Source organism: Kitasatospora sp. NPDC091335, from assembly GCF_044757205.1.
GTDB lineage: Bacteria > Actinomycetota > Actinomycetes > Streptomycetales > Streptomycetaceae > Kitasatospora.
This window is the reverse complement of sequence record NZ_JBIVUM010000004.1, coordinates 486,068-511,846: the sequence shown is the minus strand read 5'-3', so window position 1 is coordinate 511,846 and position 25,779 is coordinate 486,068. Positions and strand designations below refer to the sequence as shown.

The 25,779-nt window shown below is 72.1% G+C and carries 22 protein-coding genes and 1 riboswitch; of the genes, 7 read left to right on the top strand and 15 right to left on the bottom strand.

Features of this window, described 5'->3' with window-relative positions; translation table 11 throughout:
• Window position 1 precedes the first annotated feature (1 nt).
• A complete protein-coding gene (locus ACIQOW_RS13675; RefSeq protein ID WP_401083703.1) occupies window positions 2-1,012 on the bottom strand; it encodes a methionine synthase in 1,011 nt (336 codons plus the stop codon).
• Window positions 1,013-1,110: 98 nt separating this feature from the next.
• Window positions 1,111-3,036, bottom strand: a complete 1,926-nt coding sequence (locus ACIQOW_RS13670) for a right-handed parallel beta-helix repeat-containing protein (RefSeq protein ID WP_401083701.1) — start codon at window positions 3,034-3,036, stop codon at window positions 1,111-1,113.
• A 7-nt stretch (window positions 3,037-3,043) separates the two neighbouring features.
• Between ACIQOW_RS13670 and ACIQOW_RS13665 the strand changes: the two genes are divergently transcribed.
• On the top strand, window positions 3,044-3,169 hold the full coding sequence (locus ACIQOW_RS13665; protein ID WP_401083699.1) for a hypothetical protein: 126 nt from the start codon (window positions 3,044-3,046) through the stop codon (window positions 3,167-3,169).
• 509 nt (window positions 3,170-3,678) lie between these two features.
• On the opposite strand, the gene ACIQOW_RS13660 is transcribed toward ACIQOW_RS13665, so the two are convergent.
• The 4 genes from ACIQOW_RS13660 to ACIQOW_RS13645 all read right to left on the bottom strand — a co-directional run bounded on the left by ACIQOW_RS13660 (window position 3,679) and on the right by ACIQOW_RS13645 (window position 7,396).
• On the bottom strand, window positions 3,679-4,368 hold the full coding sequence (locus ACIQOW_RS13660; protein WP_401083697.1) for an SDR family oxidoreductase: 690 nt from the start codon (window positions 4,366-4,368) through the stop codon (window positions 3,679-3,681).
• Between the two features lie 13 nt (window positions 4,369-4,381).
• Window positions 4,382-4,906, bottom strand: coding sequence for a TIGR00730 family Rossman fold protein (locus ACIQOW_RS13655; RefSeq protein ID WP_401083695.1), 525 nt, complete (start codon window positions 4,904-4,906; stop codon window positions 4,382-4,384).
• A gap of 121 nt (window positions 4,907-5,027) precedes the next feature.
• Window positions 5,028-6,164: a tRNA 2-thiouridine(34) synthase MnmA gene (gene mnmA, locus ACIQOW_RS13650; protein WP_401083693.1), complete on the bottom strand. Its 1,137-nt coding sequence runs from the start codon at window positions 6,162-6,164 to the stop codon at window positions 5,028-5,030.
• 50 nt (window positions 6,165-6,214) lie between these two features.
• Window positions 6,215-7,396, bottom strand: a complete 1,182-nt coding sequence (locus ACIQOW_RS13645) for a cysteine desulfurase family protein (protein WP_401083691.1) — start codon at window positions 7,394-7,396, stop codon at window positions 6,215-6,217.
• Between the two features lie 229 nt (window positions 7,397-7,625).
• On the opposite strand from ACIQOW_RS13645, the gene ACIQOW_RS13640 reads away from it, so the two are divergent.
• Window positions 7,626-8,414 (top strand): IclR family transcriptional regulator, encoded by a 789-nt coding sequence (locus tag ACIQOW_RS13640; RefSeq protein ID WP_401083689.1) that lies wholly within the window; start codon window positions 7,626-7,628, stop codon window positions 8,412-8,414.
• Here ACIQOW_RS13640 and ACIQOW_RS13635 read toward each other — a convergent pair.
• The gene (locus ACIQOW_RS13635) at window positions 8,320-8,979 is read right to left on the bottom strand and encodes a trimeric intracellular cation channel family protein (RefSeq protein WP_188298343.1); all 660 of its coding nucleotides are present in this window, start codon (window positions 8,977-8,979) and stop codon (window positions 8,320-8,322) included. The genes ACIQOW_RS13640 and ACIQOW_RS13635 overlap by 95 nt on opposite strands.
• A 170-nt stretch (window positions 8,980-9,149) precedes the next feature.
• Here ACIQOW_RS13635 and ACIQOW_RS13630 point away from each other — a divergent pair, with 170 nt between their 5' ends.
• Window positions 9,150-10,472, top strand: a complete 1,323-nt coding sequence (locus ACIQOW_RS13630; RefSeq protein WP_401083687.1) for an acyltransferase family protein — start codon at window positions 9,150-9,152, stop codon at window positions 10,470-10,472.
• Window positions 10,473-10,620: 148 nt separating this feature from the next.
• Here the strand turns inward: ACIQOW_RS13630 and ACIQOW_RS13625 are convergent, their stop codons facing one another.
• From ACIQOW_RS13625 to ACIQOW_RS13595, 7 genes are all read right to left on the bottom strand, one after another.
• On the bottom strand, window positions 10,621-11,667 hold the full coding sequence (locus ACIQOW_RS13625; RefSeq protein ID WP_401083685.1) for an ABC transporter ATP-binding protein: 1,047 nt from the start codon (window positions 11,665-11,667) through the stop codon (window positions 10,621-10,623).
• A gap of 34 nt (window positions 11,668-11,701) precedes the next feature.
• On the bottom strand, window positions 11,702-12,772 hold the full coding sequence (locus ACIQOW_RS13620; RefSeq protein ID WP_401083683.1) for an ABC transporter ATP-binding protein: 1,071 nt from the start codon (window positions 12,770-12,772) through the stop codon (window positions 11,702-11,704).
• The gene (locus ACIQOW_RS13615) at window positions 12,769-13,779 is read right to left on the bottom strand and encodes an ABC transporter permease (protein ID WP_401083681.1); all 1,011 of its coding nucleotides are present in this window, start codon (window positions 13,777-13,779) and stop codon (window positions 12,769-12,771) included. Before ACIQOW_RS13615 ends, ACIQOW_RS13620 begins: the two co-directional genes overlap by 4 nt.
• A 98-nt stretch (window positions 13,780-13,877) precedes the next feature.
• The gene (locus ACIQOW_RS13610) at window positions 13,878-15,650 is read right to left on the bottom strand and encodes an ABC transporter substrate-binding protein (protein WP_401083679.1); all 1,773 of its coding nucleotides are present in this window, start codon (window positions 15,648-15,650) and stop codon (window positions 13,878-13,880) included.
• 103 nt (window positions 15,651-15,753) lie between these two features.
• Window positions 15,754-16,743 carry an ABC transporter permease gene (locus ACIQOW_RS13605; protein ID WP_188298332.1) on the bottom strand — a complete coding sequence of 330 codons (990 nt, stop codon included), beginning with the start codon at window positions 16,741-16,743 and terminating at the stop codon, window positions 15,754-15,756.
• Window positions 16,744-17,189: 446 nt separating this feature from the next.
• Window positions 17,190-18,125, bottom strand: coding sequence for an enhanced serine sensitivity protein SseB C-terminal domain-containing protein (locus tag ACIQOW_RS13600; protein ID WP_401083676.1), 936 nt, complete (start codon window positions 18,123-18,125; stop codon window positions 17,190-17,192).
• A 116-nt stretch (window positions 18,126-18,241) separates the two neighbouring features.
• Complete coding sequence (locus ACIQOW_RS13595; protein ID WP_401083674.1) at window positions 18,242-19,045, bottom strand: enhanced serine sensitivity protein SseB C-terminal domain-containing protein; 804 nt, start codon at window positions 19,043-19,045, stop codon at window positions 18,242-18,244.
• Between the two features lie 209 nt (window positions 19,046-19,254).
• Window positions 19,255-19,356: riboswitch (glycine riboswitch) on the top strand.
• A 246-nt stretch (window positions 19,357-19,602) separates the two neighbouring features.
• On the opposite strand from ACIQOW_RS13595, the gene gcvT reads away from it, so the two are divergent.
• From gcvT to ACIQOW_RS13575, 4 genes are all read left to right on the top strand, one after another.
• A complete protein-coding gene (gene gcvT / locus ACIQOW_RS13590; protein WP_401083672.1) occupies window positions 19,603-20,724 on the top strand; it encodes a glycine cleavage system aminomethyltransferase GcvT in 1,122 nt (373 codons plus the stop codon).
• 98 nt (window positions 20,725-20,822) lie between these two features.
• Window positions 20,823-21,206, top strand: coding sequence for a glycine cleavage system protein GcvH (gcvH, locus tag ACIQOW_RS13585; RefSeq protein ID WP_401083670.1), 384 nt, complete (start codon window positions 20,823-20,825; stop codon window positions 21,204-21,206).
• Window positions 21,207-21,283: 77 nt separating this feature from the next.
• Window positions 21,284-22,552, top strand: a complete 1,269-nt coding sequence (gene glyA, locus ACIQOW_RS13580) for a serine hydroxymethyltransferase (RefSeq protein ID WP_401083669.1) — start codon at window positions 21,284-21,286, stop codon at window positions 22,550-22,552.
• Window positions 22,553-22,713: 161 nt separating this feature from the next.
• Window positions 22,714-24,081, top strand: coding sequence for an L-serine ammonia-lyase (locus ACIQOW_RS13575; protein ID WP_401083667.1), 1,368 nt, complete (start codon window positions 22,714-22,716; stop codon window positions 24,079-24,081).
• A 129-nt stretch (window positions 24,082-24,210) separates the two neighbouring features.
• Here ACIQOW_RS13575 and ACIQOW_RS13570 read toward each other — a convergent pair whose 3' ends face one another.
• Window positions 24,211-25,755, bottom strand: a complete 1,545-nt coding sequence (locus ACIQOW_RS13570; protein ID WP_401083665.1) for an MFS transporter — start codon at window positions 25,753-25,755, stop codon at window positions 24,211-24,213.
• Between the last annotated feature and the right edge of the window lie 24 nt (window positions 25,756-25,779).

The window sequence follows — 25,779 nt, the reverse complement described above, 5'->3', positions numbered from 1 at the left end:
CTCATTCCGGGTTGTCCACCAGGCTCTGTGCCGCCCGCGACGCGAGCGACAGCGCCTTGCGCGCGTACGCCGGGGAGGCCCCGGACAGCCCGCAGGTCGGCGTCACCAGCACGCGGCGGCCCAGCAGCTCCGGGGCGAACCCGAGCCTGCGCCACAGGGTCCTGACACCCTGGACACTACCGGCAGGGTCGGACACTGCCTGGTCAGTGGCGGGAACGACACCAGCGAGGATCGCCGTGCCCGCCTCCACGGCCTCGCCCAGGTCGTCGTCCTGGCGCTCGGTGAGGAGGGAGAAGTCGAGGGAGATCCCGGCGACTCCGGCGCGGCGCAGCAGCGGGACCGGGACGTCCGGGGCACAGCTGTGCACCACCACGGGCACGTCGAGGCTCCGGATCACCTCCCGCAGCACCTCCTCGGCGACCTGCCGGTCGACGGCGCGCAGCCGCTGGAAGCCGCTGGCGGTCTTCACCGACCCGGACAGGACGGCGGGCAGCGAGGGCTCGTCCAGCTGGAGGACGAGCTGCGCGCCCGGCACCCGCCCGCGGACGTCCGCGAGGTGGCGGCGCAAGCCCTCGGTGAGCGAGCCCGCGATGTCGCGGCAGGCCCCGTGGTCGGACAGCGCCTTCTCGCCGTGCTTCAGCTCGACGTTCGCCGCCAGCGTCCAGGGGCCGACGGCCTGGAGCTTGAGCGCGCCCTGGTAGCCCTGGGTGAACTCCTCCAGCGCGTCCAGGTCCTCGCCGAGCCAGGAGTGGGCCCGCCGGGTGTCCCGGCCGGGAAGGTCGGCGAACCGCCAGCCGCTGGGCTCGGTCTGCGCGAACAGCTCGACCAGGAGGCCGGCGCCGCGCCCGATCATGTCGGCGCCGGGCCCGCGCGCGGGCAGCTCGGGCAGGAACGGCAGGTGCTCCAGCGCGCCGGTGGCGGTCTTGGCCGCCTCCCGGGCGTCGGTGCCGGGCAGCGAGCCGACGCCGGTGGCGGCGCCGCGCAGGTCGGGGAAGGGATGTGGGGTGCTCACCCGCCCGAGCCTACTCAGCCGGGCGGGGCCCGCTCACGCCGACGGCCCCGGTACCGGGCGCGGGGCTCGGTACCGGGGCCGTTCGTTCGCCGGCGGGATCAGTACGCCTGGTAGCCGGACAGGTCGACGATCAGGTGCAGCGGAGCGCCGCTCGCGTTGTAGAACGAGACCTTGCCGTCCTTGATCGGGACGACCACCTGGTTGGGGATGGTCTCGCCGGGCAGGAAGTTCAGGTTCGAGGCGTTCGGCGCCGCGCCGCCGTGCGGATACACGGTGAGGTGGCCCTCGGTGCCCGGCTCGGTGACCGTCACGTTGAGGGTCAGCGCCGTGGCGCCGGGGACCTCGAACGGGACGTCCAGCGTGCCCCACGCCGGGACGGTGCCCGCGGGGCGGGTGCCCGACTCCCAGTAGGTGTCCTGGCGGGTGTCGAGGACCCGGTACGGACCGGCCGGGCGGTAGCTGAGCTTGCCGTCGGTGGCGTAGTAGCCGGCGAGGTCGGCGATCACGTGCACGGTGCCGCCGGAGGCGTTGTGGAACGACACCTTGCCGTCCTTCACCGGCACCGTCACCAGGTTCGGGATCGTCCGCCCCGCCGTCCAGTTGAGGTTGGAGGCGCTCGGCAGCGCGTCACCGTGCGGGTAGACGGTGAGGTGGCCCTCCTGCTTCGGGTCGGTCACCGTCACGTTCATCGTCACCGCGGTGACACCGGACGCCGGGACGCCCGCGGCACCGCTCACCGGGAGGTCGACGGTGCCCCAGGCGGGCACGGCCTGGGCGGCCGGGACGCCGATCGGCGCGCGGGTGTCCAGCAGCCGGGTCGGGCCCTGGGGGTGGAACAGCGAACCCTTGGGGCTGAAGTAGCCCTCCAGGTCGGCGATCACGTGGGTGGTGCCGCCGGAGGCGTTGTAGAACGACACCTTGCCGTCCTTCACCGGCACCGTCACCAGGTTCGGAATCGTCCGCCCGGCGGTCCAGTTGAGGTTGGAGGCGGTCGGTGCCTCGTCACCGTGCGGGTACACGGTGAGGTGCCCGTCCTGCTGCGGGTCGGTCACCGTCACGTTCAGCGTCACGGCCGTCACGCCCTCCGCCGGAACGCCGGCGACGCCCGTCACCGGGAGGTCGACGGTGCCGAACGCCGGGACGGCCCGCGCCGTCGGCACGCCGATCGGCGCGCGGGTGTCCAGCAGCCGGGTCGGACCGGCCGGGGTGAACGCGCTGCCGGTGTCGAGGTCCTCGTAGGCGCCGCGGTCGCGGATGCCGCTGCCGGTACCGGTGTTGGCGATCGTCGGGTTGTCGACCGGGGCCCAGGCGCCGCGGTCGGACGGCAGCATGCCGGGGGCGTTCTCGTCGGCCGAGTCGATCCGGTGGTCGACGGGCGCGTCCGGGCCCTTCTGCACCCAGGTCGAGGCGACGAAGTCGTGCGTCCCCTGGCCGGTGGCCCCGGTGAACGCGGCCTGGGTGGTGTACGGCGTGCCGGCCCACTTGTAGGCCGCGGCACCGCTGCTCGGGTCGATCAGGTTGTAGTCGGCCTTGGTGCCCGCGACGGCGTTCGCCCCGACGGTGATCCCGGTGGCGGTGGCCGGGTCGGCGCAGGCCGAGTTCTGGTTCTTCGCGGTGTTCACCACGTTGTTCTCGACCACGGCGCCGGTCGAGGTGCCGTCCAGCACGATCCCGGCGAAGCAGGAGGAGGTGACACTGTTGCTCACCACGACGGTGTTCGGGGCGTCCTTGACCAGGATGCCGGTCATCTCCGGCACGTAGTTGGCCTGGACCTGGTTGGTGGTCACCACCGTGCCGGTGGAGCCGCCGTCCACGGTGATCGCCGGACCCTGCACGTAGCCGAAAGCGCCGCGGCCGAAGAGGACCTTGTCCGAACCGTTGGTGATCCGGATGCCGTTGCCGCCCGAGACGTCGATGTTGTCGAACGACACGTCGTGGGCGCCGTCGACCAGCACCGTCGGCTTCTGGAAGGCGGAGTTGACGATGAGGTTCTCGAAGCGGAGGTAGCCGGCGCCCTTGACCACGAGGCCGTTGACCGGCTTGTTCCAGTCGCCGATCCTCGCGCCGCCGCCCGGGGAGAACTCCTCCTTCCTGGCACGGAAGGTGATCGGCGCCTCGGCCGTGCCCGACCGGGTGAAGGTCAGGTTCTCGGCGTAGACGCCGTCGGCGATCTCGACCGTCTGTCCCGGCTGGACGACGGCCGCCGCAGCGCCGATCGTGCAGAACGGCGCCGGCTGGGCGCCGCTGCCGCTGTCGGTGCAGTTCGCACCCGCGGCGTTGTTGACGTGGAGCGTGCCGCCCGCCGCGGCCGCGACACCCGCGCCGACGGCCGGCAGGCCGACCGCCCCGAGCAGCGTCGCACCGACAGCGAGAGCTGTGCGGAATCTGGAAATGGGAGCCCCCTGGCACTCTGAAGCGCCGATGGCGCTTTCTGCCCCTCCTGTGTCCGAAAGTGATCGACTGGAGGGCGGAGCGGATCATTCCACAACCGAATGGGCTGCGACAACGTCTTTCCGCAGGTCAACGGACCGCATGCGAACGGCCCCCGGGTCCGAGCGCGGGGCTCGGACACGGGGGCCGGTTGCCATGGGAGCCGGGCCGGGCGGGACCACGACCCCGCGGCGAACGCGTGGGAAGTCGGCCGGGCCGACGTCCCGTGCGGCGCGCTACCGTCCGGGGCGGACGGTGATGTCGGTGATCTCCGCGTCCCGGGAGGCGTCGAGGGCGGCGAGGACGGCCTTGGCGACGGACTCGGGCTCGATCCAGCGGTCCGCGTCGTACTCCTTGCCCTCCTGCTGGTGCACCTTGACCTGCATCGCGGTGGCGGTCCGGCCGGGGTAGACCGAGGTGACCCGGACCCCGTTGGCGTGCTCCTCGACGCGCAGCGAGTCGGCGAGCGCCTTGAGGCCGTGCTTGCTGGCCGCGTACGCCGACCACTCGGCGTCGGCGCGCAGGCCGGCACCGGAGTTGACGAAGACGACGTGCCCCTTGGCGAGCCGCAGGGACGGCAGCAGCAGCCGGGTCAGCTCGGCGGGGGCGACGAGGTTGACGTTGAGCGTCTCCTGCCAGGCCTTGGGCGTCAGGTCGCCGACCGGGCCGAGCTCGACCACGCCCGCGACGTGCAGCAGCGAGTCCAGCCGGACGGGCAGCTGCTGGTGGCCGAAGGCCCAGGACAGCTTGCCCGGGTCGCCGAGGTCGCCGGCCAGCGTCTTCGCCCCGGGGAAGCGCTCGCGCAGCTCGGCGGCCCGACGGGCGTCGCGGGCCAGCAGCCAGAGCTCTTCCCCGCGCTCGGCGAGCTTCTCGGTGAGGACGGCGCCGATGCCGGAGCCGGCGCCGGTGATCAGATGTGCAGCCATGGTTCCGATCCTCTCAGGCCTTGAGCTGGGCGAACACCTCGGCGGGCGTCTGCGCGAAGGTGATCAGCTCGGCGAGCGGGCGGGGCAGGAAGCCCTCGGCGTCCATCCGCTCCATCTGGGTCCGCAGGCCCGAGTAGAAGCCCTCGGTGTCCAGCACGACCACCGGCTTGTCGAACATCCCGTGCTTCTTGAGCTCCAGCACCTCGGTGACCTCGTCCAGGGTGCCCAGCCCGCCGACCAGGACGACGATCGCGTCCGCCCGCGAGGCCAGCTCCCGCTTGCGCTCCGGGAGGTCGGCCGTCCAGACGAGTTCGTCGGCGCCGACGTACGCCTTGTGCCTCAGCATCTCGACCATCACACCGACCAGTCGGCCGCCGGCCGCCTTCACCTCGTCCGCGAGGAGCCCCATCAGCCCGGCGTTCGAGCCGCCCCACACCAGGGTGTGCCCGCCCTCCCCCAGGAGCCGGGCGAACTCCGCGGCGGGGGCGGAGTAGCGGTCGTCGAGCGAGTACGCGGAGCAGAAGACAGAGATGTTCATAATGTCGTCTGGTCTATCACGCGCCCGGCCACCCGCTCACCGGAATTGCCCCGGGCGGGCTCCTGGGACGGATCGCCGGACGCCGGCCAGTGCTTCGGCGGGCCCGCGAACGTCCTGCCGCTCAGGCGGTGACGGCCGGACGCTCCGTGCTCGCGATGGTCGCCGAACCGACGACGCGGGTGCCGTCGTACACCACCACGGCCTGGCCGGGGGCGATGCCCCGCACCGGGGTGTCGAGCCGCACCCGCAGCTCGCCCTCGACCACCGAGGCGTGCACCGGCACCTCCTCGCCGTGGGCCCGCAGCTGGGCCGTGTAGCGGCCGTCGGCCAGCGGCTCGGTGCCGCACCAGCGCGGGCGGATGGCGGTCAGCCCGGTGACGTCCAGGCCCTCGACCGGGCCGACGGTCACGGTGTTGTTCACCGGGGAGATGTCCAGCACGTACCGCGGCTTCCCGTCGGCCGCCGGGCGGCCGATCCGCAGGCCCTTGCGCTGGCCGATGGTGAAGCCGTACGCGCCGTCGTGCTCGCCGAGCTTGGTGCCGTCGGCGTCGAGGATGTCGCCGGTCGCGGTGCCGAGGTGCTTGGCCAGGAAGCCCTGGGTGTCGCCGTCGGCGATGAAGCAGATGTCGTGGCTGTCGGGCTTCTTGGCGACGGCCAGGCCGCGGCGCTCGGCCTCCGCCCGGATCTCCTCCTTGGTGGTGTCACCGAGCGGGAAGAGCGAGTGGGCGAGCTGGTCCGCGTCCAGCACACCGAGCACGTACGACTGGTCCTTCGCCGCGTCGACCGCCCGGTGCAACTGGCGGTCCCCGGACGGCAGGTCGACGATCCGGGCGTAGTGGCCGGTGCAGACGGCGTCGAAGCCCAGCGCGACCGCCTTGTCCAGCAGCGCCGCGAACTTGATCTTCTCGTTGCAGCGCAGGCAGGGGTTGGGCGTGCGCCCGGCCGCGTACTCGGCGACGAAGTCGTCGATCACGTCCTCGCGGAAGCGCTCGGCGAGGTCCCAGACGTAGAAGGGGATGCCGATCACGTCGGCCGCGCGCCACGCGTCCCGGGAGTCCTCGATCGTGCAGCAGCCGCGCGCGCCGGTCCGGAAGGACTGCGGGTTGGCCGACAGCGCCAGGTGGACGCCGGTCACCTCGTGCCCCGCCTCGACGGCGCGGGCGGCGGCGACGGCGGAGTCGACTCCGCCGGACATCGCCGCGAGCACGCGCAGACGGCCGGTGGACGGAGTGGTCGGGGCACCCGGGAAGTCAGTCATGGTGGGTACAAGCCTACGGGGCCGCCGGACATGCCCACCCACGCGAGGGACTACCGGCGCACGGAGGCCAGTCCCGCGTTCCTGGCCCGCTCGACGACCGGCCCGATGGCCTTCGCCAGCTCCGTGACGTCCTCCCGCACCGAGGTGTGCCCGAGCGAGAACCGCAGCGAGGCGCGCGCCAGCAGCGGGTCGACGCCCATCGCGAGCAGCACGTGGCTGGGCTGCGGCACCCCCGCGGAGCAGGCCGAACCCGTCGAGCACTCGATGCCCTGGGCGTCCAGCAGCATCAGCAGCGCGTCGCCCTCGCACCCGGGGAAGGAGAAGTGCGCGTTGGCGGGCAGCCGGCCCTCGGCCGCCGGGTCGCCGTTGTACACCGCGTCCGGGACGGCGGCCAGGACGGAGGCCACCAGCTCGTCCCGCAGCGTGCCCAGCGTGACGGCGTGCTCGGCCCGGCGCTCCACCGCGAGCGCCGCGGCGGCCGCGAAGCCGGCCGCACCGGGGGCGTCGAGGGTGCCGGAGCGCACGTCGCGCTCCTGCCCGCCGCCGTGCAGCAGCGGTACGGGCGCGGCACCCCGGGAGAGCAGCAGCGCGCCGATGCCGAACGGGCCGCCGATCTTGTGCCCGGTGACGGTGAGCGCGGTGAGGCCGGATTCCGCGAAGGAGACCTGGACCTGGCCGAGGGCCTGCACCGCGTCGGCGTGCACGGGGATGCCGTACTCGGCGGCCACCGCGGTCAGTTCGTGCACCGGCTGGACGGTGCCGACCTCGTTGTTGGCCCACATCACGGTGACCAGCGCGACCGACGCCGGATCGCGCTCGATCGCCGCGCGCAGCTCCGCGGGGTGCACCCGGCCCAGCGGGTCCACCGGCAGGTACTCGACCTCGGCGCCCTCGTGCTCGGAGAGCCAGTGCACCGCGTCCAGCACCGCGTGGTGCTCGACCGGGCTGCACAGCACCCTGGTCCTGGCCGGGTCGGCGTCCCTGCGGGCCCAGTACAGGCCCTTGACCGCCAGGTTGTCGGATTCGGTGCCGCCGCCGGTGAGCACGATCTCGCTCGGACGGGCACCCAGGGAATCGGCGAGCGACTCCCGGGACTCCTCGACCACCCGGCGGGCCCGTCGGCCGGCCGCGTGCAGGGCCGAGGCGTTGCCGACCACCCCCAGGTGCGCCGTCATCGCGGCGATCGCCTCGGGCAGCATCGGCGTGGTCGCCGCATGGTCCAGGTATGGCATAACCATCCGATTGTAGAGCGCGGCGCCGGGCACTCCTCCAGGGCTGCGCACTGATCCGGCCACCTGCCGCCCGCACCGGCCCGGCGCACCGCTGCCGCCCGTCCGACGCGTCACGGTGCCCTCCCGGTGCACCACGGCCGGACGGCCGCGTCCGGCACTGGTTTGTACCACTGAGCCACCCAGCGGTTAGCCTGACGCCACCAGTCAGCCGGATCCACGGGAAAACGCCATGTCGCAGTCGGTCGACCGCGCGCTGACCCTGCTCGACGCACTCGGCGACGCGCCGCTCTCGCTGGAGCAGGCCGCCAGCAGCCTCGGGGTGCACAAGTCCACCGCCCTGCGGCTGCTGCGCACCCTGGAGGAGCACGGCTTCGCCCGCCGCCAGCCCGACCTGCGCTACCGGATCGGCGGCCGGGTGCTCTCGCTGGCCCACCGCGCGCTGGAGGACTTCGACGTCCGGCAGGTCGCCGCGCCGTACCTGGCCGCGCTCAACGCCCGCTGCGGCTACACCGTCCGGCTCGCCGTGCTGCACGACGGCGAGGTGCTCTACCTGGACGAGGTGGCCGGTCCCGCGGGAGCCGAACCGTCCCGGATCGGCCGCCGGGCCCCGGTGACGGGTACGGCGGTCGGCCGGGTGCTGCTCGCCGGGCTGCCCGCGGACGGCGCCCTCACCGAGGAGCTGTCGGACCAGCTGTCGGACGAGCTGGCGGCGGTGCGCCGCCGGGGCTGGGCGGCGGAGTCCGCCGAGCACCGGGAGCCGGTGACCTGCGTGGCCGCGCCGGTGGCGGGCAGCGGCGGACGGGCGGTGGCGGCCTGCGCGCTGAGCGCCCCGGCCGGCCTGGTGCCGCCGGCCGAGCTGGCCCGGATGGTGCCGGAACTGCTCTGCACCGCCGAGGCGATCTCGCTCGCGTACGGCGGCTCGCCTACTCCTCGCTGGTGCGAGAACCGTTGCGGTGCCAGGCCCGCGGCGCGCGCCAGCCGTACTTCAGCGCGAGCATCCGCAGCACGAACGCGGTGAGCGCGGCGGCGGTGCCGGTCACACCGGTGAGCCGGTCGACCGCGATCAGCAGCGCGACCATGGTGGCGCCGACCAGGGCCGGGACGGCGTAGATCTCCCGGTCCCAGCGCAGCAGCGAGGGGATCTCCCCGGCCAGCACGTCGCGGATCACACCACCGCCGGCCGCGGTGACCATGCCGAGCGCGATCGCGGCGACCGCGCCGAGCCCGAAGTCGTGCGCCTTGGCGGTGCCGGTGACGCAGAACAGCCCGAGCCCGAGCGCGTCCAGGGTCTGCACCGCCCGGTTGATCCGCTCGACCTCCGGATGCAGGAAGAACACCACCAGCGCGGCACCCAGCGGGGTCACGAAGTACCCGAGGTTGGTGAACGCGGCGACCGGCGTCGCGCCGATCACCAGGTCGCGCATCACCCCGCCGCCGAGCGCGGTGACCTCCGCCAGCACACAGATCCCGAAGATGTCCATGTTCTTGCGGACGGCGAGCAGACCCCCGGAGAGGGCGAAGACGAAGATGCCGACGAGGTCCAGCGACTGCTGCACGTCGGTCGGGAAGAGCTGGGATGTCACCGTCCATGTGTACCCGATGCGCAGACTTGTCCGGTGAACGGTCACGGTCGGGATACGGACGTCCGTCTTGGGCCCGAACGGACAATCCCCCCCGGTGCGGCCGAACGTATTCCGCTAGCCTCCGCCCTGTGAAGCTCGTGAAGCCCAGGCCGACACCGAGGTCGACGCCGATGCCCAAGCCCCCCTCCTCCGCCAGGCTCGGCTGGCTGGACGCCCTACGCGGCATCGCCGCCCTCGCCGTCGCCATGCACCACTTCGGGCTGCTCGACAAGATCCCGCACGGGGCGAAGGTGCCGCAGTACCTGGACCTCGGATTCTTCGGCGTGATGCTGTTCTTCCTGGTCAGCGGGTACATCATCCCGGCCTCGCTGGAACGGCGCGGCGATGTGCGGGCGTTCTGGGCCGGCCGGTTCTTCCGCATCTACCCCGCGGTGATCGTCGCGGTGGTGGTGAGCCTGCTGGTGCTGCCGCGCAGCAACCAGATCATCCAGGGCTGGAGCTTCGACCACCCCGCCCTGTCGCTCGGCGCCAACGGCCTGCTGCTCCAGGACCTGCTCGGGGTGCCCGGCACACTCGGCGTGATGTGGTCGCTCGCCTACGAGATGGTGTTCTACTACTTCGTCTCGGCCCTCTTCGTGCGGGGCTGGCACCGGCACAGCGCGCCGATCACGATCGGCTTCGCGTCCGTCGCCCTGGTGCTCGGCGCCTGGCTGCCGGTCAGCGCCCTCTCGGTGGACCTGACGGCGACCAGGCACCTGGTGGCCGCCACCGGGATCGTGGTGCTGATGGCGCTGGCCTGCATCGCCACCGCCCGCCCCGACCTGGTCCGCTGGGGCGCGACGCTGCTCGGCGGCCTGGGCCTGGCCCTGGCCGTACTCAACACCCGCACCACCGGCTTCGAGACCATGCTGATCTTCGCGACCATGTTCGCCGGCACGGTGCTGTACCGGCTGGAGCACGGCCAGATCGACAAGGTCCCGGCCCTGCTCTGCTGCGCCTTCGTCGTGGTGGCCGGCGTCTCGGTCGGCTACCTGTACAACCGCGACACCGCGCTGTGGCACACCTGGACGCCCTCGTGGCAGTCCTTCTCGTACGCCTACCTGGCCGCCTGGGCGCTGTTCGGGGGCGCCATGCTGCTGCGCCACCGCCGCTTCCCGCGCTGGCTCAGCGGGCTCGGCACGATCAGCTTCTCGGTCTACCTGCTGCACGGCCCGCTGATGTACTTCATCGGGTGGAAGCTCCAGAGCTACCCGCCGATCGTCGGCCACAAGGGGCAGGCCGTCCTCACCGCCGGCTACCTCGCGGCACTCGTCGTGTTCGGCTACCTCTCGTACCGGCTGGTCGAGATCCCGTTCCAGAACCTCGGCCGCAAGGCGGTCAAGGCACTGAACCGCCGCTTCCCGGCCGCCCCACTGCACACCGGACCGGCCGCCGAGCAGGCCCCGGGCCCGCGTGAGCCGGAGCGTGAGCCGGAGCCGGCCGCCGGCGCCTGACACCCGGACACGGAAGAGGCCGCCCGCCCCGGAATCCCGGGGTGGGCGGCCTCTCTCGTACGAGCCCCGGCGGTCAGGACGCGGCAGCGCCGGCCGGCGCGTTTTCCGGACTGCGTCAGTCGTTCCCCTCGCTCCGCTCGGGACTGCGCTAGTCGTTCCCCTCGCTCCGCTCGGGGAAGTGACAAGCCACCTGGTGCCCCGACTCCAGCGCCACCAGCGGCGGCTCCTGGCTCGCGCACACGTCCTGCGCCTTCCAGCACCGGGTGCGGAAGCGGCAGCCGCTGGGCGGGTTGATCGGCGAGGGGACGTCGCCCTTGAGCAGGATGCGCTCGCGGCCCCCGCTGTGGCGCCGGCGCGGGTCGGGGACGGGCACCGCGGACATCAGCGCGTTGGTGTACGGGTGCATCGGGCTGCGGTAGAGCGCGTCCCGGTCGGCGATCTCCACGATCTTGCCGAGGTACATCACCGCGACCCGGTCCGAGACGTGCCGGACCACCGAGAGGTCGTGCGCGATGATCAGGTAGGTCAGCCCGAGTTCCCGCTGGAGGTCGTCCAGCAGGTTGACCACCTGCGCCTGGATCGAGACGTCCAGCGCGGAGACCGGCTCGTCCGCGACGATCATCTTCGGCTTGAGCGCGAGCGCGCGGGCGATGCCGATGCGCTGGCGCTGGCCGCCGGAGAACTCGTGCGGGTAGCGGTTGTAGTGCTCGGGGCTGAGTCCGCACAGTTCCAGCAGTTCCTGGACGGCCTTCTTGAGGCCGCCCGCGGGCACCGCGTTCTGGAGCCTGAACGGCGCGCCGACGATGGTGCCGACGGTGTGCCGGGGGTTCAGCGAGGAGTACGGGTCCTGGAAGATCATCTGGATGTCGCGGCGCAGCGGCCGCATCGCCCCGACGCTCAGGTGGGTGATGTCGGTGCCCTCGAACTCGATGGCCCCGCCGGTGGGTTCGTCGAGCCGGGTGACCAGTCGGCCCATGGTCGACTTGCCGCAGCCGGACTCGCCCACGACGCCCAGCGTCTCGCCGGCGTTGACCGTGAAGTCGATGCCGTCGACGGCCCGCACCGCGCTGGTCTGGCGGCGCAGCAGCCCGCTGCGGATCGGGAAGTGCCGGGTCAGGCCGGTCACCTTCAGCAGCGGTTCGCGGCCGGGGGCGGGTGCCGGCGACGGGGTCCCGGTCGTCTGAGTGTCCGTCATCGGTTCTCTCCAGAAAGGTGGTACGAGGCCGGGCTCACAGCCGGGGCGCGATCTCTTCGGCGAAGATGCGGTGCCGTTCGCCGGCCGCCAGGTGGCAGGCCGCGAAGTGCCCGGGCGCGGCCTCGGCCAGCACCGGGACCTCGCCCGTGGAGCGCCCCTCGGTGAGGGCGGCGTACGGGCAGCGCGGGTGGAAGGCGCAGCCGGACGGCACGTTGATCAGGCTGGGCGGGGTGCCCCTGACCGGCACCAGCCGGTCCTGGAGTTCCCGGTCCAGTCGCGGCATCGAGCCCAGCAGGCCCCAGGTGTACGGGTGTTCGGGCGCGTCGAAGAGGGTCTCGGCCGGTCCGCGCTCGATGCACTTGCCGCCGTACATGACCAGGATGTCGTCGGCCAGCTCGGCGACCACCCCGAGGTCGTGGGTGATGATGATGACGGCGGAGCCGAACTCCTGCTGGAGGTCGCGGATGAGGTCCAGGATCTGCGCCTGGACGGTGACGTCCAGGGCGGTGGTGGGCTCGTCGGCGATCAGCAGCGAGGGGTCGTTGACCAGCGCCATGGCGATCATCGCGCGCTGGCGCATGCCGCCGGAGAACTGGTGCGGGAAGTCGTCCACGCGGCGGTCGGGCTGCGGGATGCCGACCCGGTCGAGCATCTCGACCGCCCTGGCCCTGGCCTGCTTCTTGGAGGCCTGGGGGTGGTGCACCCGGTACGCCTCGACGATCTGCTGCCCCACCGTGTAGTACGGGTGCATCGCGGTCAGCGGGTCCTGGAAGATCATCGCCAGTTCCCGGCCGCGCAGCCGGCGCACCCGGTCCGGGCCGGCCGCGATCAGGTCCTCGCCGTTCAGCCGGATCTCGCCGCTGATCCGGGCCCGCTTGGAGCGGTGCAGGCCCATGATGCCCAGCGAGGTGACGGACTTGCCGGAGCCGGACTCGCCGACGATGCCGAGGGTGCGTCCCTTGTGCAGGTCGAAGCTGACCCCGTCCACCGAGCGGACCAGGCCGTCGTCGGTGTCGAAGTGGATCCGCAGGTCCCGGACCGAGAGGAAGGGGTCGCCGGGCGGGGTCTGCGCGGCGTCCGCCGTGGTCTTCTTGAGCTCGGTCACGAGAGCCTCACGCGGGGGTCGACGAGGGCGTACAGGAGGTCGACCACGAGGTTGCAGGCGACGATGAAGAAGGCGGCGAGCAGGGTGACGCCGAGGATCTTGGGCAGGTCGTTGTCGGAGATCGCCTGGACGGCGAACTGGCCGACGCCCTGGAGCGAGAAGACCTGCTCGGTGATCAGCGCGCCGCCGAGCAGCAGCCCGAGGTCCATGCCGAAGATGGTGACGATCGGGGTGAGCGCGGCGCGCAGCCCGTGCCGGGTGACGACCTTGCTCTCGGCCAGGCCCTTGGCCCGGGCGGTGCGGATGTAGTCCTCGCTCATGGTCTCCAGCATTCCGGCGCGGGTGAGCCGGGCGTAGAGCGCGGAGTAGAGGAAGGCCAGCGAGATCCAGGGCAGGATCAGGTTGCGGGCCCACATCAGCGGGTTCTCGGTGAAGTCGACGTAGTGCAGGTTGTCCAGGATCGGCCACTCGTAGCTGAACACCGTGAGCAGCAGCGCGCCGGTGAAGAAGACCGGCAGCGAGACGCCGGCGAGCGCGACGCCCATGGAGAGCCGGTCGAAGATCGAGCGCGGCTTGAGGGCGGAGACGACGCCGGTGGCGACGCCGGAGACCAGCCAGAGCACGGCCGCGCCGGCGGCGAGCGACATGGTGGTCGGGATGCGCTTGGTCAGCTCGGGCCAGACCTCCAGGTGGTTCTTGAAGGAGTAGCCGAAGCAGGGCACGTGGCAGGTGGCCGGTTCGGGCCCGAAGTTGTACTCGGCGCCGCTGACCAGTCCCTTGAGGAAGTTCCAGTACTGGGAGTACAGCGGCTGGTCGAGGCCGAGGTTCTTCTTGACCGCGGCGATCGCGTCGGGTGAGGGGTTCTTCCCGATGTACTGGGCGGCCAGTTGGTCGGCCGTCTCTCCGGCGAGGCGCGGGAGCAGGAAGAAGATCGCGAAGGTGACAGCGCTGACGACCAGCAGCAGTATCGCCGCCGCGATGATCCTGCGGATGATGTAGGCAAACACAGTTGGGCGGCTCCGGCGGCCCGCCGCCGTCCGGGGTCTACCGGACGGCGGCGGGCGCCGCTGCCTTCACCTGCCTTCAGGGATGCGGAGCCAGGCTCTTACTTGGTGGTGCCGATGTTCAGGTAGTCGTACTCACCCGAGAACGCCGAGGTGGAGACCATGTTGGTGGCGTTGTCCGGGCGGTACAGGAAGACCTTGAAGTAGGTCAGCGGGACGTAGACCGCCTGGTCCATGACCTTCTTGTCGATCTCGCTGTAGATCTTCTCGCGGGCCGTCTTGTCCGGGTTGATCGCGGCGTCGTCGATCAGCTTGTTGACCGCCGGGTCGTCCAGCTGGGCGAGGTTGTTGTTGCCGGACGGCTTGATCGTGCGGCCGTCGACGATCTGCTGGAGGAAGCCGTAGCCGGTCGGCCAGTCGGCGCCCCACTGCATCATCATCAGGCCGATGTTGTGCTCGGCGGCGAACTGCGGCGAGCCGGCGCTGTCCTGGAGGTACTTGCCCTGCGGGTACTGCTGGATCTCGGCGTTGATGCCGACCTTCTTCAGCGCGGCCTGGATCGAGGTGGCCGCGGCGACCTCGGTGGCGCGCTCGGTGCGGGCCGAGAGGACGGTGTTGATGCCGCCCTCCTTGCCGCAGGCCTTCAGGGCCTGCTTGGCCTTGGCCTCGTCGCCCTTGTTGTCCTTGGTCTCGTACGTGTTGAAGTCCTGGTGGCCCGCGATGTCCGGCGGGAGCACCGTGTTGGCGATCTGGCCGCGGATCGGGCCGCCGACCGCGGTCTGCACCGAGACCTTGTCGATCGCGTACTGGACGGCCTTGCGGCACTCGACGTTGTCGAACGGCGCGAGCTTGGAGTTGATCGCCATGTAGACCAGGCGGCCGCCGTAGGCGTTGTCGGTGCTGGCCTTCAGCTTCGGGTTCTGCAGGATCTGCGCCTGGGTCTGCGGGTCGACGCCGCCGCCCACCAGGTCGACCTGGGCGTTGCCGGCCAGCAGGTCCTTGTCGATGGTGGCCTGGTCGATGTTGAACTTGAGCAGGAGCTTGTCCGCGAGCTGCTTGCGGATCGGGTCGGTGCTCGGGTCCCAGTTGGTGTTCGGCACCAGGACGGCCTGCTTGCCGTCCTCGTAGGACTCGAACTTGTAGGAGCCCGAGGACGCGATGTGCTTCACGTACTCCGAGCCGCTGTCCTTGGCCTGCGGGACCGGCGCGGTCTGCGGGGCGCTGACCAGGTAGTCGAAGTCGGCGAAGGGGTGCTTCAGGTGGAAGACGACCGTGGTCTCGTCGGGCGTCTCGATCGAGTTGAGGCCGCCCTCCTTGTCCTTGTACGGGCCGGCGTACGGCGTGGCGTTGTCCACCAGCAGGTCGTGGAAGTAGACCGGGCCGTTGGAGTTCACGTCCAGCGCGTAGTTCGAGCGCTCGACGGCGTACTTGACGTCCTTCGAGCTGATCGGGGTGCCGTCGTCGTACTTCAGGCCCTTGCGCAGCTTGTACGTCCAGGTCAGGCCGTCGGCGCTGGGCTGGCCCATCGACTCGGCGAGGTCGGGGACGAGCTTGTTGCCCTCCTCGCCCGGCGCCGGGTTGAAGGTGGTCAGCGGACGGGCGTACAGGCGCGAGAAGTTGTAGATGTACGCGTAGTACGTGTTGCCCGGGTCGAGCGAGTCCGGGGTGCCCTTCATCTCGAAGGTCACCGTCCCGCCCTTCTTGTCCGAGGCGTTGACGACGCCCTTGGTGGCGGCGTTGGCGCCGGAGCCGCCCGCGGCGTCACCGGAGGCCGAGGAGGACCCTCCGCTCTTCGACGAACTGGTGCAGCCGGTCACGACCAGGACCACGGCAGCGGCCGCGGCGGTCAGGGCGACGGTACGGGACCTACGCATGGGTGAGATCAACCCCTAGAGGATGTGGAGGCGATGGAGGGAGCTTTGACGTCAGGTCATGTGACGTGCAGTCAGCATGACGCCGGATCAGGGAGCCGTGAAGTCAGTTGTTCTTGGGGTCGAGGGCGTCGCGCAGCCCGTCGCCGAGCAGGTTGAAGGCGAGCACGGTGACGAAGATCGCCAGGCCGGGGACCACCATGTACTGGGGGTCCACCTGGTAGTACCGGATCGCGTCCTGGAGCATCCCGCCCCAGGAGGCCTGCGGCGGCTGGATGCCGACTCCGAGGAAGCTCAGCCCGGCCTCGAAGAGGATGTTGGTCGGGATCAGCAGGGTCGAGTAGACCAGGATCGGACCGACCAGGTTGGGCAGCAGTTCCTTGAACAGGATGAACGGGCCGCGCGCCCCCAGGCTGCGGGCCGCGTGGACGAACTCCCGTTCGCGCAGCGACAGCGTCTGGCCGCGCACGATCCGGCCCATGTAGGGCCAGTTGAAGAAGCCGATCACGAAGATCAGCACCAGCATGTGCAGCGGAAGGCCGTGCAGGCCGAACGCCCCGCCCTGGAGCGAGGTCGAGATCGCGATCGCGAAGAGCAGCAGCGGGAACGCGAGGAAGACGTCCATCACCCGGCTGATCAGGGTGTCCACCCAGCCGCCGTAGTAGCCGGCCATGATGCCGAGCACGGTGCCGATGGTGTTGGAGAGCAGGGTCGCGCCGAAGGCGACCAGCAGGGAGACCCAGGAACCCTCGATGACGCGGGTGAGCAGGTCACGGCCCTGGAGCGGGTCGACGCCGAGCGGGTGGTCCCAGCTCATGCCACCCCAGTCGCCGAGCGGCAGACCGCCGAGGTCGGCGTCCAGCAGGTCCTGGTTGAGGGCGTCCGGGTTGAGCCCGAACAGCGACTCGATCGGCTTGGCCAGCACGGCGAGCGCGATCAGGAGGATCACCACGACACCGCCGGCGACGGCGGCCTTGTCCCGCTTGAAGCGGGTCCAGGCGATCTGGCCGAGGGAGCGGCCCTCGATCTTCTTGGCCGGGCTCGTGGCGGAGGAGGTCTCCGGATCGTTCCCGGCGGTGGTCACGGATGCGGTCATGGTCAGTTGGTCCCCTCGCCGACGGTGGCCGGCCCCACGGGTGCCGGTCGCCGGCTTCGGCGGTGCGGCTGCGGACGTGCGGAGGTGCTTGGCAGGAGCGGGTGTTGACGGCAGTGCGTCGTGCACAGGCACTGCCACCACGCGGGATGGGCGTCGCGCGGACTGGCTGTCGGCGTCCGCGCTCACCTTTGTGGGGTTCCAGTACACGCGGTGCGTTGCGCAGAACTCTCTGCCATCCGAACTGGCTTGCGCCAGCCCTGACAACCGACAGATGCCCAACTGTGATCTGCGTACATGCACCTCCCCGATCTTCGGCATATACCTCTTCACATGGCTGTAACTGCCATGTCAAGATGATCGGGTCACACTTCCGGAAATTCGTCCGGAAAGCATCGAAGCCGACTTGACGGACAATCAAGTCGGCTTCGGGGAATGGGTTTTGGGAATCAGCGCCCGGGGTATCCGGGCCACGGCCGCTGCGGGTGCTGCGGTGACTGCTGCTGCCAGCCCTGCGCCGGCGGCTGGGTGCCGTAGCCGTAACCGGGCACCGACTGCCCGGGGTAGGGCGGCGGGGGCACCGGCGGGTACGGGCCGGTCGGCGGGCGTCCCGCCTCCCGGTCGAAGAACGGCCGCGCGTTGGCGCGCATCCACAGCGCCACCGGGTCGTACTCGTCCGACATCGCCACCGTGGACACCGCGAGCCCCTCCGGGGCCACCGCGATCGCGCGCTGCATCAGCGCCCGCACCGCCTCCACCGCCGGCGGCGAACTCTCGTACAGGTCCAGGCCGATGGCCAGGTACGGCTCCCCCACCGCGGGCTGCACCCAGGCCCGGCGCAGCGCCCGTACCGCTCGCACCTCGCCGGCCTGCCGCTCCAGCAGCGCGAAGAAGGGCTGGGCGTTCAGCTGCGGCTCGCTGAGCTTCAACGGCCCGGCCGGCAGCCGGTCCAGGCCCGCGGCGACGCGTCTGAGGTCCGCCCAGGGCACCCCGACGCCACCGCCGGGCGCGTGCGGGTTGAGCCACAGACCCCAGCGGGTGCGGTACAGCGAGGCGGCGATCTCCCGGCCGGAGATGACCTCGTGGGCCCGCGCCCAGCCGGAGGAGGTCAGCTGCTCGGGCGAGGTGACGGCCGGCGCGTAGCCGTGGCCGCTGATCTCCATGTTCCCGTACTGCGCGTCCGGGCTGCCCGGGGTGCCGTGCCACAGCAGCATCCAGACCTTGCCGTCCGCCAGGGCGTGCAGCAGCCGCTCGTACGCGTCGTAGCGCTCCGGCGCGACGTCGCGCAGGGCGCGCTCCAGCGCGCCCGGGTCAGCTCCCGGGTGCCCGGCCGGTGCCTGGCCCCAGGGCCCCGGCACACCGCCCGCTCCCGCTCCCGCACTCATGCGCCCACCTCGCCGCGCCTCTTTCCCTCAACCCGCCGGCCCGTCGGCCGTCTGCACGCACCCTATGGCGCGGCACCGGCCACCGCCACGGCGACGTGCCTTGATCCGGACCCCGCTCACACCCGCGCGTAGAAAGGCATCACCCGGGTGAGCAGCCACTCGACCACCGGGTCGTCGGCGAGGTCGAGCAGTACGAGGTGGACGCCGCCGGGCAGCGGCGCGGTTCCCAGCGCTCGGCCGAGCGCGTCGTTCACCGCGGCCGGATCGGCCGGCGCCGCCGGGTCCAGCTGGACGCCCACGAACATCACGGTCGGCTCGCCCTCGACGCTGGCCAGCGCCCTGCGCGCGGTCAACACTCCGGGCAGGGCCGACAGTTCGCCGCGGCAGGCGGCCAGGAAGTGCTCCGGGTCCTCGCCCGGCACCGGCTCGCGCAGCGCCACCCGCCCGCCGGTCGGCTCCGCGGCGTCGCCGGCGGCCTCCCAGCGGTCCTCGCGCGGACCGCGGCGCAGCTCGGCGACCCCCTGCGGCGGCACCGGGATGCCCACCGCCGCGTCCGGGTTCACCGCGATGCCCAGGCCCAGCGGCAGCCCGCGGGCGAACTCCCACACCGGCGCGATCGCGAAGGCCATTCCCGGCGCCTGCTGGAGGAACACCTCCTGCGAGGAGAACACCGGCACGTACGGGTCGCCGCCCAGCTCGACGGTCGGCAGGTCCAGCGACTGCCCCTGCGGGTCGGCCCCGGCCGGCAGCGGCACCCACACCTGGCTGCGGGCCAGCACCTCGATCACCCGGGGCGTCGCGCCCGGGTCGCCCAGGGCCGCGGTCAGCACCTGCTCCAGCTCGTTGGCCGGCCAGGAGCCGCCCGACGGCGCCTCCTCCGGTCCGCCCCACCCCTGCTGCTGCTCCACCGGGTACCCCATGCGCCGCCGATTCCGCCCTCTGCCGGTCGGCCGCCCTCTGCTGCGCCGACGCGCAGCAGTCTAGGGCCCCCGGCCCGATCGCCTTGGGGCTCGTGTTCGGTACCGGGTGATGTGACCGGGTCCCCTCTCCCCTCGTCGTCCCGGACGTGCCATGATGTGCGCGTCCGACGGCATGCGCCGCGGGCCCCCACAACTCCATACCGGCCGCTCGAACCCGCGCGGGAGAGCCCGGAGTGCCGATCAGGCACAGCCGGCGCCGAAGGAGCAAGTCCTCCCCGGAATCTCTCAGGCACCCCTACCGCACGGGTTAGGCACATCTGGAAAGCGGCGCCCGGCCCTGTCGTGCGCCCACCCACGGTGCAAGCCGCCATGCTGTCCCCCAAGCTGGAACCAGCCCGACGCTGGAACGGCTGCGGGCAGGTGGGCGGTGAAGCTCTCAGGTTCGACGACAGATGGGGAGACCCACGCCGCCGCATGCCCGCGCGCGGGGTCGGCCCCCGAGCGGGTCCGTTCCGGCGCGCGCACCCCTGAGTGCCCCGACCGAGGAGTTCCTGGCCATGTCGTCCCCCCGCCTGACCGCGCTCGACACGCTGCACCGCGCCCTCGGCGCGACCATGACCGACTTCGCCGGCTGGGACATGCCGCTGCGCTACGGCAGCGAGCGCGAGGAGCACCTCGCCGTCCGCACCAAGGCCGGCCTGTTCGACCTCTCGCACATGGGCGAGATCACCGTCACCGGCCCGCAGGCCGGCGAGATGCTGGACCACGCGCTGGTCGGCTTCGTCTCCGCGCTGGGTGTGCTGCGCGCCCGCTACACCATGATCTGTGCCGAGGACGGCGGCATCCTGGACGACCTGATCGTCTACCGCCTGCGCGAGGACGCCTTCCTGGTGGTCGCCAACGCCTCCAACGCCCAGCTGGTCCTCGACGAGCTGATCGCCCGTGCCAAGGGCTTCGACGCCGTCGTCACCGACGACCGCGACACCTACGCGCTGATCGCCGTCCAGGGCCCCGAGGCCACCGGCATCCTGGCGGAGACCACCGACGCCGACCTGCCCGGCCTGAAGTACTACGCGATCCTCCCGGCCCTGGTGGCCGGCCGCGAGGTGCTGCTCGCCCGCACCGGCTACACCGGCGAGGACGGCTTCGAGATCTTCTGCCACCCGGTCGACGCCGAGCCGGTCTGGCAGGCGCTGACCGCCGCCGGCGAGGGCCGCGGCCTGGTCCCGTGCGGCCTGTCCTGCCGCGACACGCTGCGCCTGGAGGCCGGCATGCCGCTGTACGGGCACGAGCTGTCCACCGACCTCACCCCGTTCGACGCCGGTCTGGGCCGGGTCGTGCGCTTCGACAAGACCACCAACGAGGGCGCCTTCGTCGGCCGCAAGGCGCTGGAGCAGGCCGCCGCCGCGGCCGAGACCAACCCGCCGAAGGTGCTGGTCGGCCTGGTGTCCGAGGGCAAGCGGGTGCCGCGCGCCGAGTACACCGTGGTCTCCACCGAGGGCGAGCCGATCGGCCGGATCACCTCGGGCGCGCCGTCCCCGACCCTGGGGCAGCCGATCGCGATGGCCTACGTCGACGCCGCCCACGCCACCCCCGGCAGCACCGTCGCGGTGGACGTGCGCGGCAAGCACGAGCCGGTCCAGGTCGTGGCGCTGCCGTTCTACAAGCGCGCCCGCTGAGGCCCTCGGGCCCGTTTTCCCCCCGTACCCGCACGTCGCAGCCGTCCGAGTGACGGCCCGCTTCGCCGTGCCCGCTTCCCATCCTGGAGAATGACGCCATGAGCAACCCCCAGCACCTGCAGTACACCAAGGAGCACGAGTGGCTGACCGCCGCGGACGCGGACGGTGTCTCGACCATCGGCATCACCGAGCACGCCGCCACCGCCCTCGGTGACATCGTCTACGTGCAGCTGCCCGAGGTCGGCTCCACCGTGACCGCCGGTGAGACCTGCGGCGAGCTGGAGTCCACCAAGTCGGTCAGCGACCTGTTCTCCCCGGTGACCGGCGAGGTCACCGAGATCAACGAGGACGTCGTCGCCGACCCGGCCGCCGTGAACGCCGACCCGTTCGGGGCCGCCTGGCTGTTCAAGGTGCGCGTCGAGGCCACCGACGCGCTGCTCGGCTCGGACGAGTACGACGCGCTCATCAACCCCCAGGGCTGAGCCCCCTGACAGGGGCGGTCGCGCGGCGGCCGCCCCGCCCGGCCCCTTTCCCTCCTCCTCCCGGGAAGACCACCACCATGACGGTTCTGAACCAGTCCCTGCACGCCCTCGACCCGGAGATCGCCGCCGCGGTCGACGCCGAGCTGCACCGCCAGCAGACCACCCTGGAGATGATCGCCTCCGAGAACTTCGCCCCGGTGGCGGTCATGGAGGCCCAGGGCTCGGTGCTCACCAACAAGTACGCGGAGGGCTACCCCGGCCGCCGCTACTACGGTGGCTGCGAGCACGTCGACGTGGTCGAGCAGATCGCGATCGACCGCATCAAGGCCCTGTTCGGCGCCGAGCACGCCAACGTCCAGCCGCACTCCGGCGCGCAGGCCAACGCCGCCGCGATGTTCGCGCTGATCCAGCCGGGCGACACCATCCTGGGCCTGTCCCTGGCCCACGGCGGTCACCTGACCCACGGCATGAAGATCAACTTCTCCGGCAAGCTCTACAACGTGGCCGCGTACCACGTGGACGAGAAGACCGGCCAGGTCGACATGGCCGAGGTCGAGCGCCTCGCCAAGGAGCACCAGCCGAAGCTGATCATCGCCGGCTGGTCCGCCTACCCGCGCCAGCTGGACTTCGCCGCGTTCCGCCGGGTCGCCGACGAGGTCGGCGCGCTGCTCATGGTGGACATGGCGCACTTCGCCGGCCTGGTGGCCGCCGGGCTGCACCCCAACCCGGTGCCCTACGCGGACGTGGTCACCACCACCACCCACAAGACCCTGGGCGGCCCGCGCGGCGGCGTCATCCTGTCCAAGGCCGAGTACGCCAAGAAGATCAACTCCGCGGTCTTCCCCGGCCAGCAGGGCGGCCCGCTGGAGCACGTCATCGCCGGCAAGGCCGTCGCCTTCAAGGTCGCGGCCTCGGAGGAGTTCAAGGAGCGCCAGCAGCGCACCCTGGACGGCGCCCGCATCCTCGCCGAGCGCCTGCTCCAGGCCGACGTGGCCGAGGCCGGCGCGTCCGTGCTGTCCGGCGGCACCGACGTCCACCTGGTCCTGGTCGACCTGCGCAACAGCGAGCTCGACGGCCAGCAGGCCGAGGACCGGCTGCACGAGGTCGGCATCACCGTCAACCGCAACGCCATCCCGAACGACCCGCGTCCGCCGATGGTCACCTCCGGCCTGCGCATCGGCACCCCGGCGCTGGCCACCCGCGGCTTCCAGGCCGAGGACTTCCGCGAGGTCGCCGACATCATCGCCGAGGCGCTCAAGCCCGCCTTCGACGAGACCGTCGCCGACGCGCTGAAGGCCCGGGTCACCGCCCTCGCCGCGAAGTACCCGCTGTACCCGAACCTCTGATCACTCCGGTGACCGTTCGGGAGGGGTGATCGGCCTCACCCCGCCGGCGTACCTCGGACCCCGGGGCACCGCGCACACTGGACAGTGCGTGCGGTGCCCCGTCCCGTGTCCGCCTCCCCTGCCTGCAAGTCCTTCCACGAGACCAGACAAGGACGTCCCCCGTGGCCATCAGCGTCTTCGACCTCTTCTCCATCGGCATCGGCCCGTCGAGCTCCCACACCGTGGGTCCGATGCGTGCCGCCCGGATGTTCGCCCGCCGACTGCGCTCCGAAGGCCTGCTGGACGGGGTGACGGCCGTCCGCGCCGAGCTGTACGGCTCGCTCGGCGCCACCGGCCACGGCCACGGCACCCCGAAGGCCGTCCTGCTGGGCCTGGAGGGCAACTCGCCCCGTACCGTCGACGTCGACCGGGCCGACAAGGACGTCGAGCGGATCACCGCCGAGAAGCGGCTCAGCCTGCTCGGCGAGCACACCATCGACTTCGACCCGGACAGCCAGCTGGTCCTGCACCGCCGCCGCTCGCTTCCGTACCACGCCAACGGCATGACCCTGTGGGCGTACGCGGCGGACGGCTCGGCCCTGCTGGAGAAGACCTACTACTCGGTCGGCGGCGGCTTCGTGGTGGACGAGGACGCGATCGGCGCGGACCGGGTCAAGCCCGACGACACCGCGCTGAAGTACCCCTTCCGCACCGGTGACGAGCTGCTGCGGCTCAGCCGGGAGACCGGGCTGTCGATCTCCGGCCTGATGCTGGAGAACGAGAAGGCCTGGCGCAGCGAGGAGGAGATCCGCACCGGGCTGCTGGAGATCTGGTCCGTGATGCAGGAGTGCGTGCGGGCCGGCATGACCCGCGAGGGCATCCTGCCGGGCGGCCTCAAGGTCCGCCGCCGGGCGGCGGCCGCGGCCCGGGCGCTGCGCGCCGAGGGGATCGGCCCCGCCAACGCGATGGAGTGGGTGACGCTCTACGCGATGGCGGTCAACGAGGAGAACGCCTCCGGCCGCCGGGTGGTCACCGCGCCGACCAACGGCGCCGCCGGGATCATCCCGGCCACCCTGCACTACTACCTGAACTTCATCCCGGGCGCCGACGACGACGGCATCGTCCGCTTCCTGCTCGCGGCCGGCGCCATCGGCATGCTGTTCAAGGAGAACGCCTCCATCTCCGGCGCCGAGGTCGGCTGCCAGGGCGAGGTCGGCTCCGCCTGCTCGATGGCCGCGGGCGGCCTCGCCGAGGTCCTCGGCGGCAGCCCCGAGCAGGTCGAGAACGCCGCCGAGATCGGCATCGAGCACAACCTCGGCCTCACCTGCGACCCGGTCGGCGGCCTGGTCCAGATCCCCTGCATCGAGCGCAACGGCATGGCCTCGGTGAAGGCCGTCACCGCGGCCCGGATGGCGCTGCGCGGCGACGGGCGGCACCACGTCTCGCTGGACAAGGCGATCAAGACGATGAAGGAGACCGGGGCCGACATGAAGATCAAGTACAAGGAGACCTCGCGCGGCGGCCTCGCCGTGAACGTCATCGAGTGCTGATCGCCTGATCCGGGTGCCGACCGCCTGATCGAGCGCGGACCTCCTGACGGCCGGACGGCCCCCGGGCGGAGTTCCCCTCCGCCCGGGGGCCGTCGCGTTGCCCCGGATCCTCCCCGGGCGCTCCCCGGATCACCGCGCCGTGCCCGCCTCCGCGGGTGCGGCGGCCTTCGCCGGCTCCAGGGGCTCCTCCCGCCGCGGGCGGGCCAGGCAGGCCACCGCGGTGGCCACGGCCGCCAGCAGCACACCGCCGGCCACCGCCCCGTGCAGGCCCGCCGTCACCGCCGTGCCGACGGCCTCCCGGACGGTGCCGGGCAGCCCGGTCAGGGCGGCCGGGGTCAGGCCGCCACCGCCGGTGAGCCGGGCCGCCTCGTCGGAGCCCAGCCGGGCGGCGAGCGAACCGGTGAGCCGGGCCGTGTAGACCGCGCCGAGGGCGGCCATGCCGAGCGAGCCGCCGATGCCGCGCAGCAGGGTGACCACGCCCATCGCGGCGCCCATGTCCCGGGGCGGGACGGCGCCCATCGAGGTCAGCATGGTGCTCTGCAGCACCAGGCCGAGGCCGACCCCGGCGACGGTGGTGAGGGCGGAGGCGAGGGCGGTCGGGGTGTCGGCGCGCAGGAGCAGCAGCAGCGCGGAGCCGGCCAGGGCCAGCCCCCCGCCCAGCAGCGGGTAGCGCCGCTCGCCGCCCGGCCGGCCCATCAGCCGGGCCGTCACCAGCTGGGCGCCCAGCATGCCGAGCATCAGCGGCAGCAGGAGCAGGCCGCCGGCGGTGGGCGAGGCGCCCCGGGCCAGCTGGAGGTACTGCGGCAGGTAGCCGACCAGGGCGATCATCAGCGCGCCGGCCAGGAAGCCGAGCACCTGGGCGACGGTGAAGTCGCGGTTGCGGAACAGCGCGGGCGGGATCAGCGGCCCGGGGGCGCGCAGCTCGGTCCGGGCGAACCAGCCGAGCGCGGCCACCGCCACCGCCGCCGTCCCGAGGATCCACGGGGAGGTCCAGGCGTACGCGGTGCCGCCCCAGCTGCCCACCAGGGTCAGCGCGGTGATGCCGGTAGTCAGCAGGGCGACCCCGGCCCAGTCGAAGGGCGCCCGCACCCGTTCCGTCCGCAGCCGCACCCCCGTGCCGACCGCGAGCAGTGCCAGCAGGCCCACCGGCACGTTGACGTAGAACGCCCAGCGCCAGCTGAGCCGGTCGGTGAGGAGGCCGCCGAGCAGCGGCCCGCCGATGATGGCGATCGGCATCAGCACGCCGATCACCGACTGCACCCGCCCCCGGTCGGACGCGGGGACGAGCACCCCGATCACCGAGAGGGCGCCGACCATCAGCCCGCCCGCGCCGACCCCCTGCACCGCCCGGAAGGCGATCAACTCCCCCATGTCCTGGGCCAGTCCGGACAGCATCGAGCCGGCCAGGAAGAGCACCACCGCCCACTGGTAGGCGCCCTTGCGCCCGTACAGGTCGCCGAGCCGGCCCCAGAGCGGGGTGGCGGCGGCGGAGGTCAGCAGGTAGGCGGTGACCGCCCAGGAGAGGTGCTCCAGTCCGCCGAGGTCCCCGACGACGGTCGGCAGCGCGGTGCCGATGATCTGCCCGTCGAGGGCCGCCAGGAAGATGCCGAGCATCAGGCCGATCACGCCGAGCAGCGGCGGCCTGGGCCTGTCCTCGACCGGCTCCGCGGCCATGTGCGTTCCCCCTCCGTCCCCCTC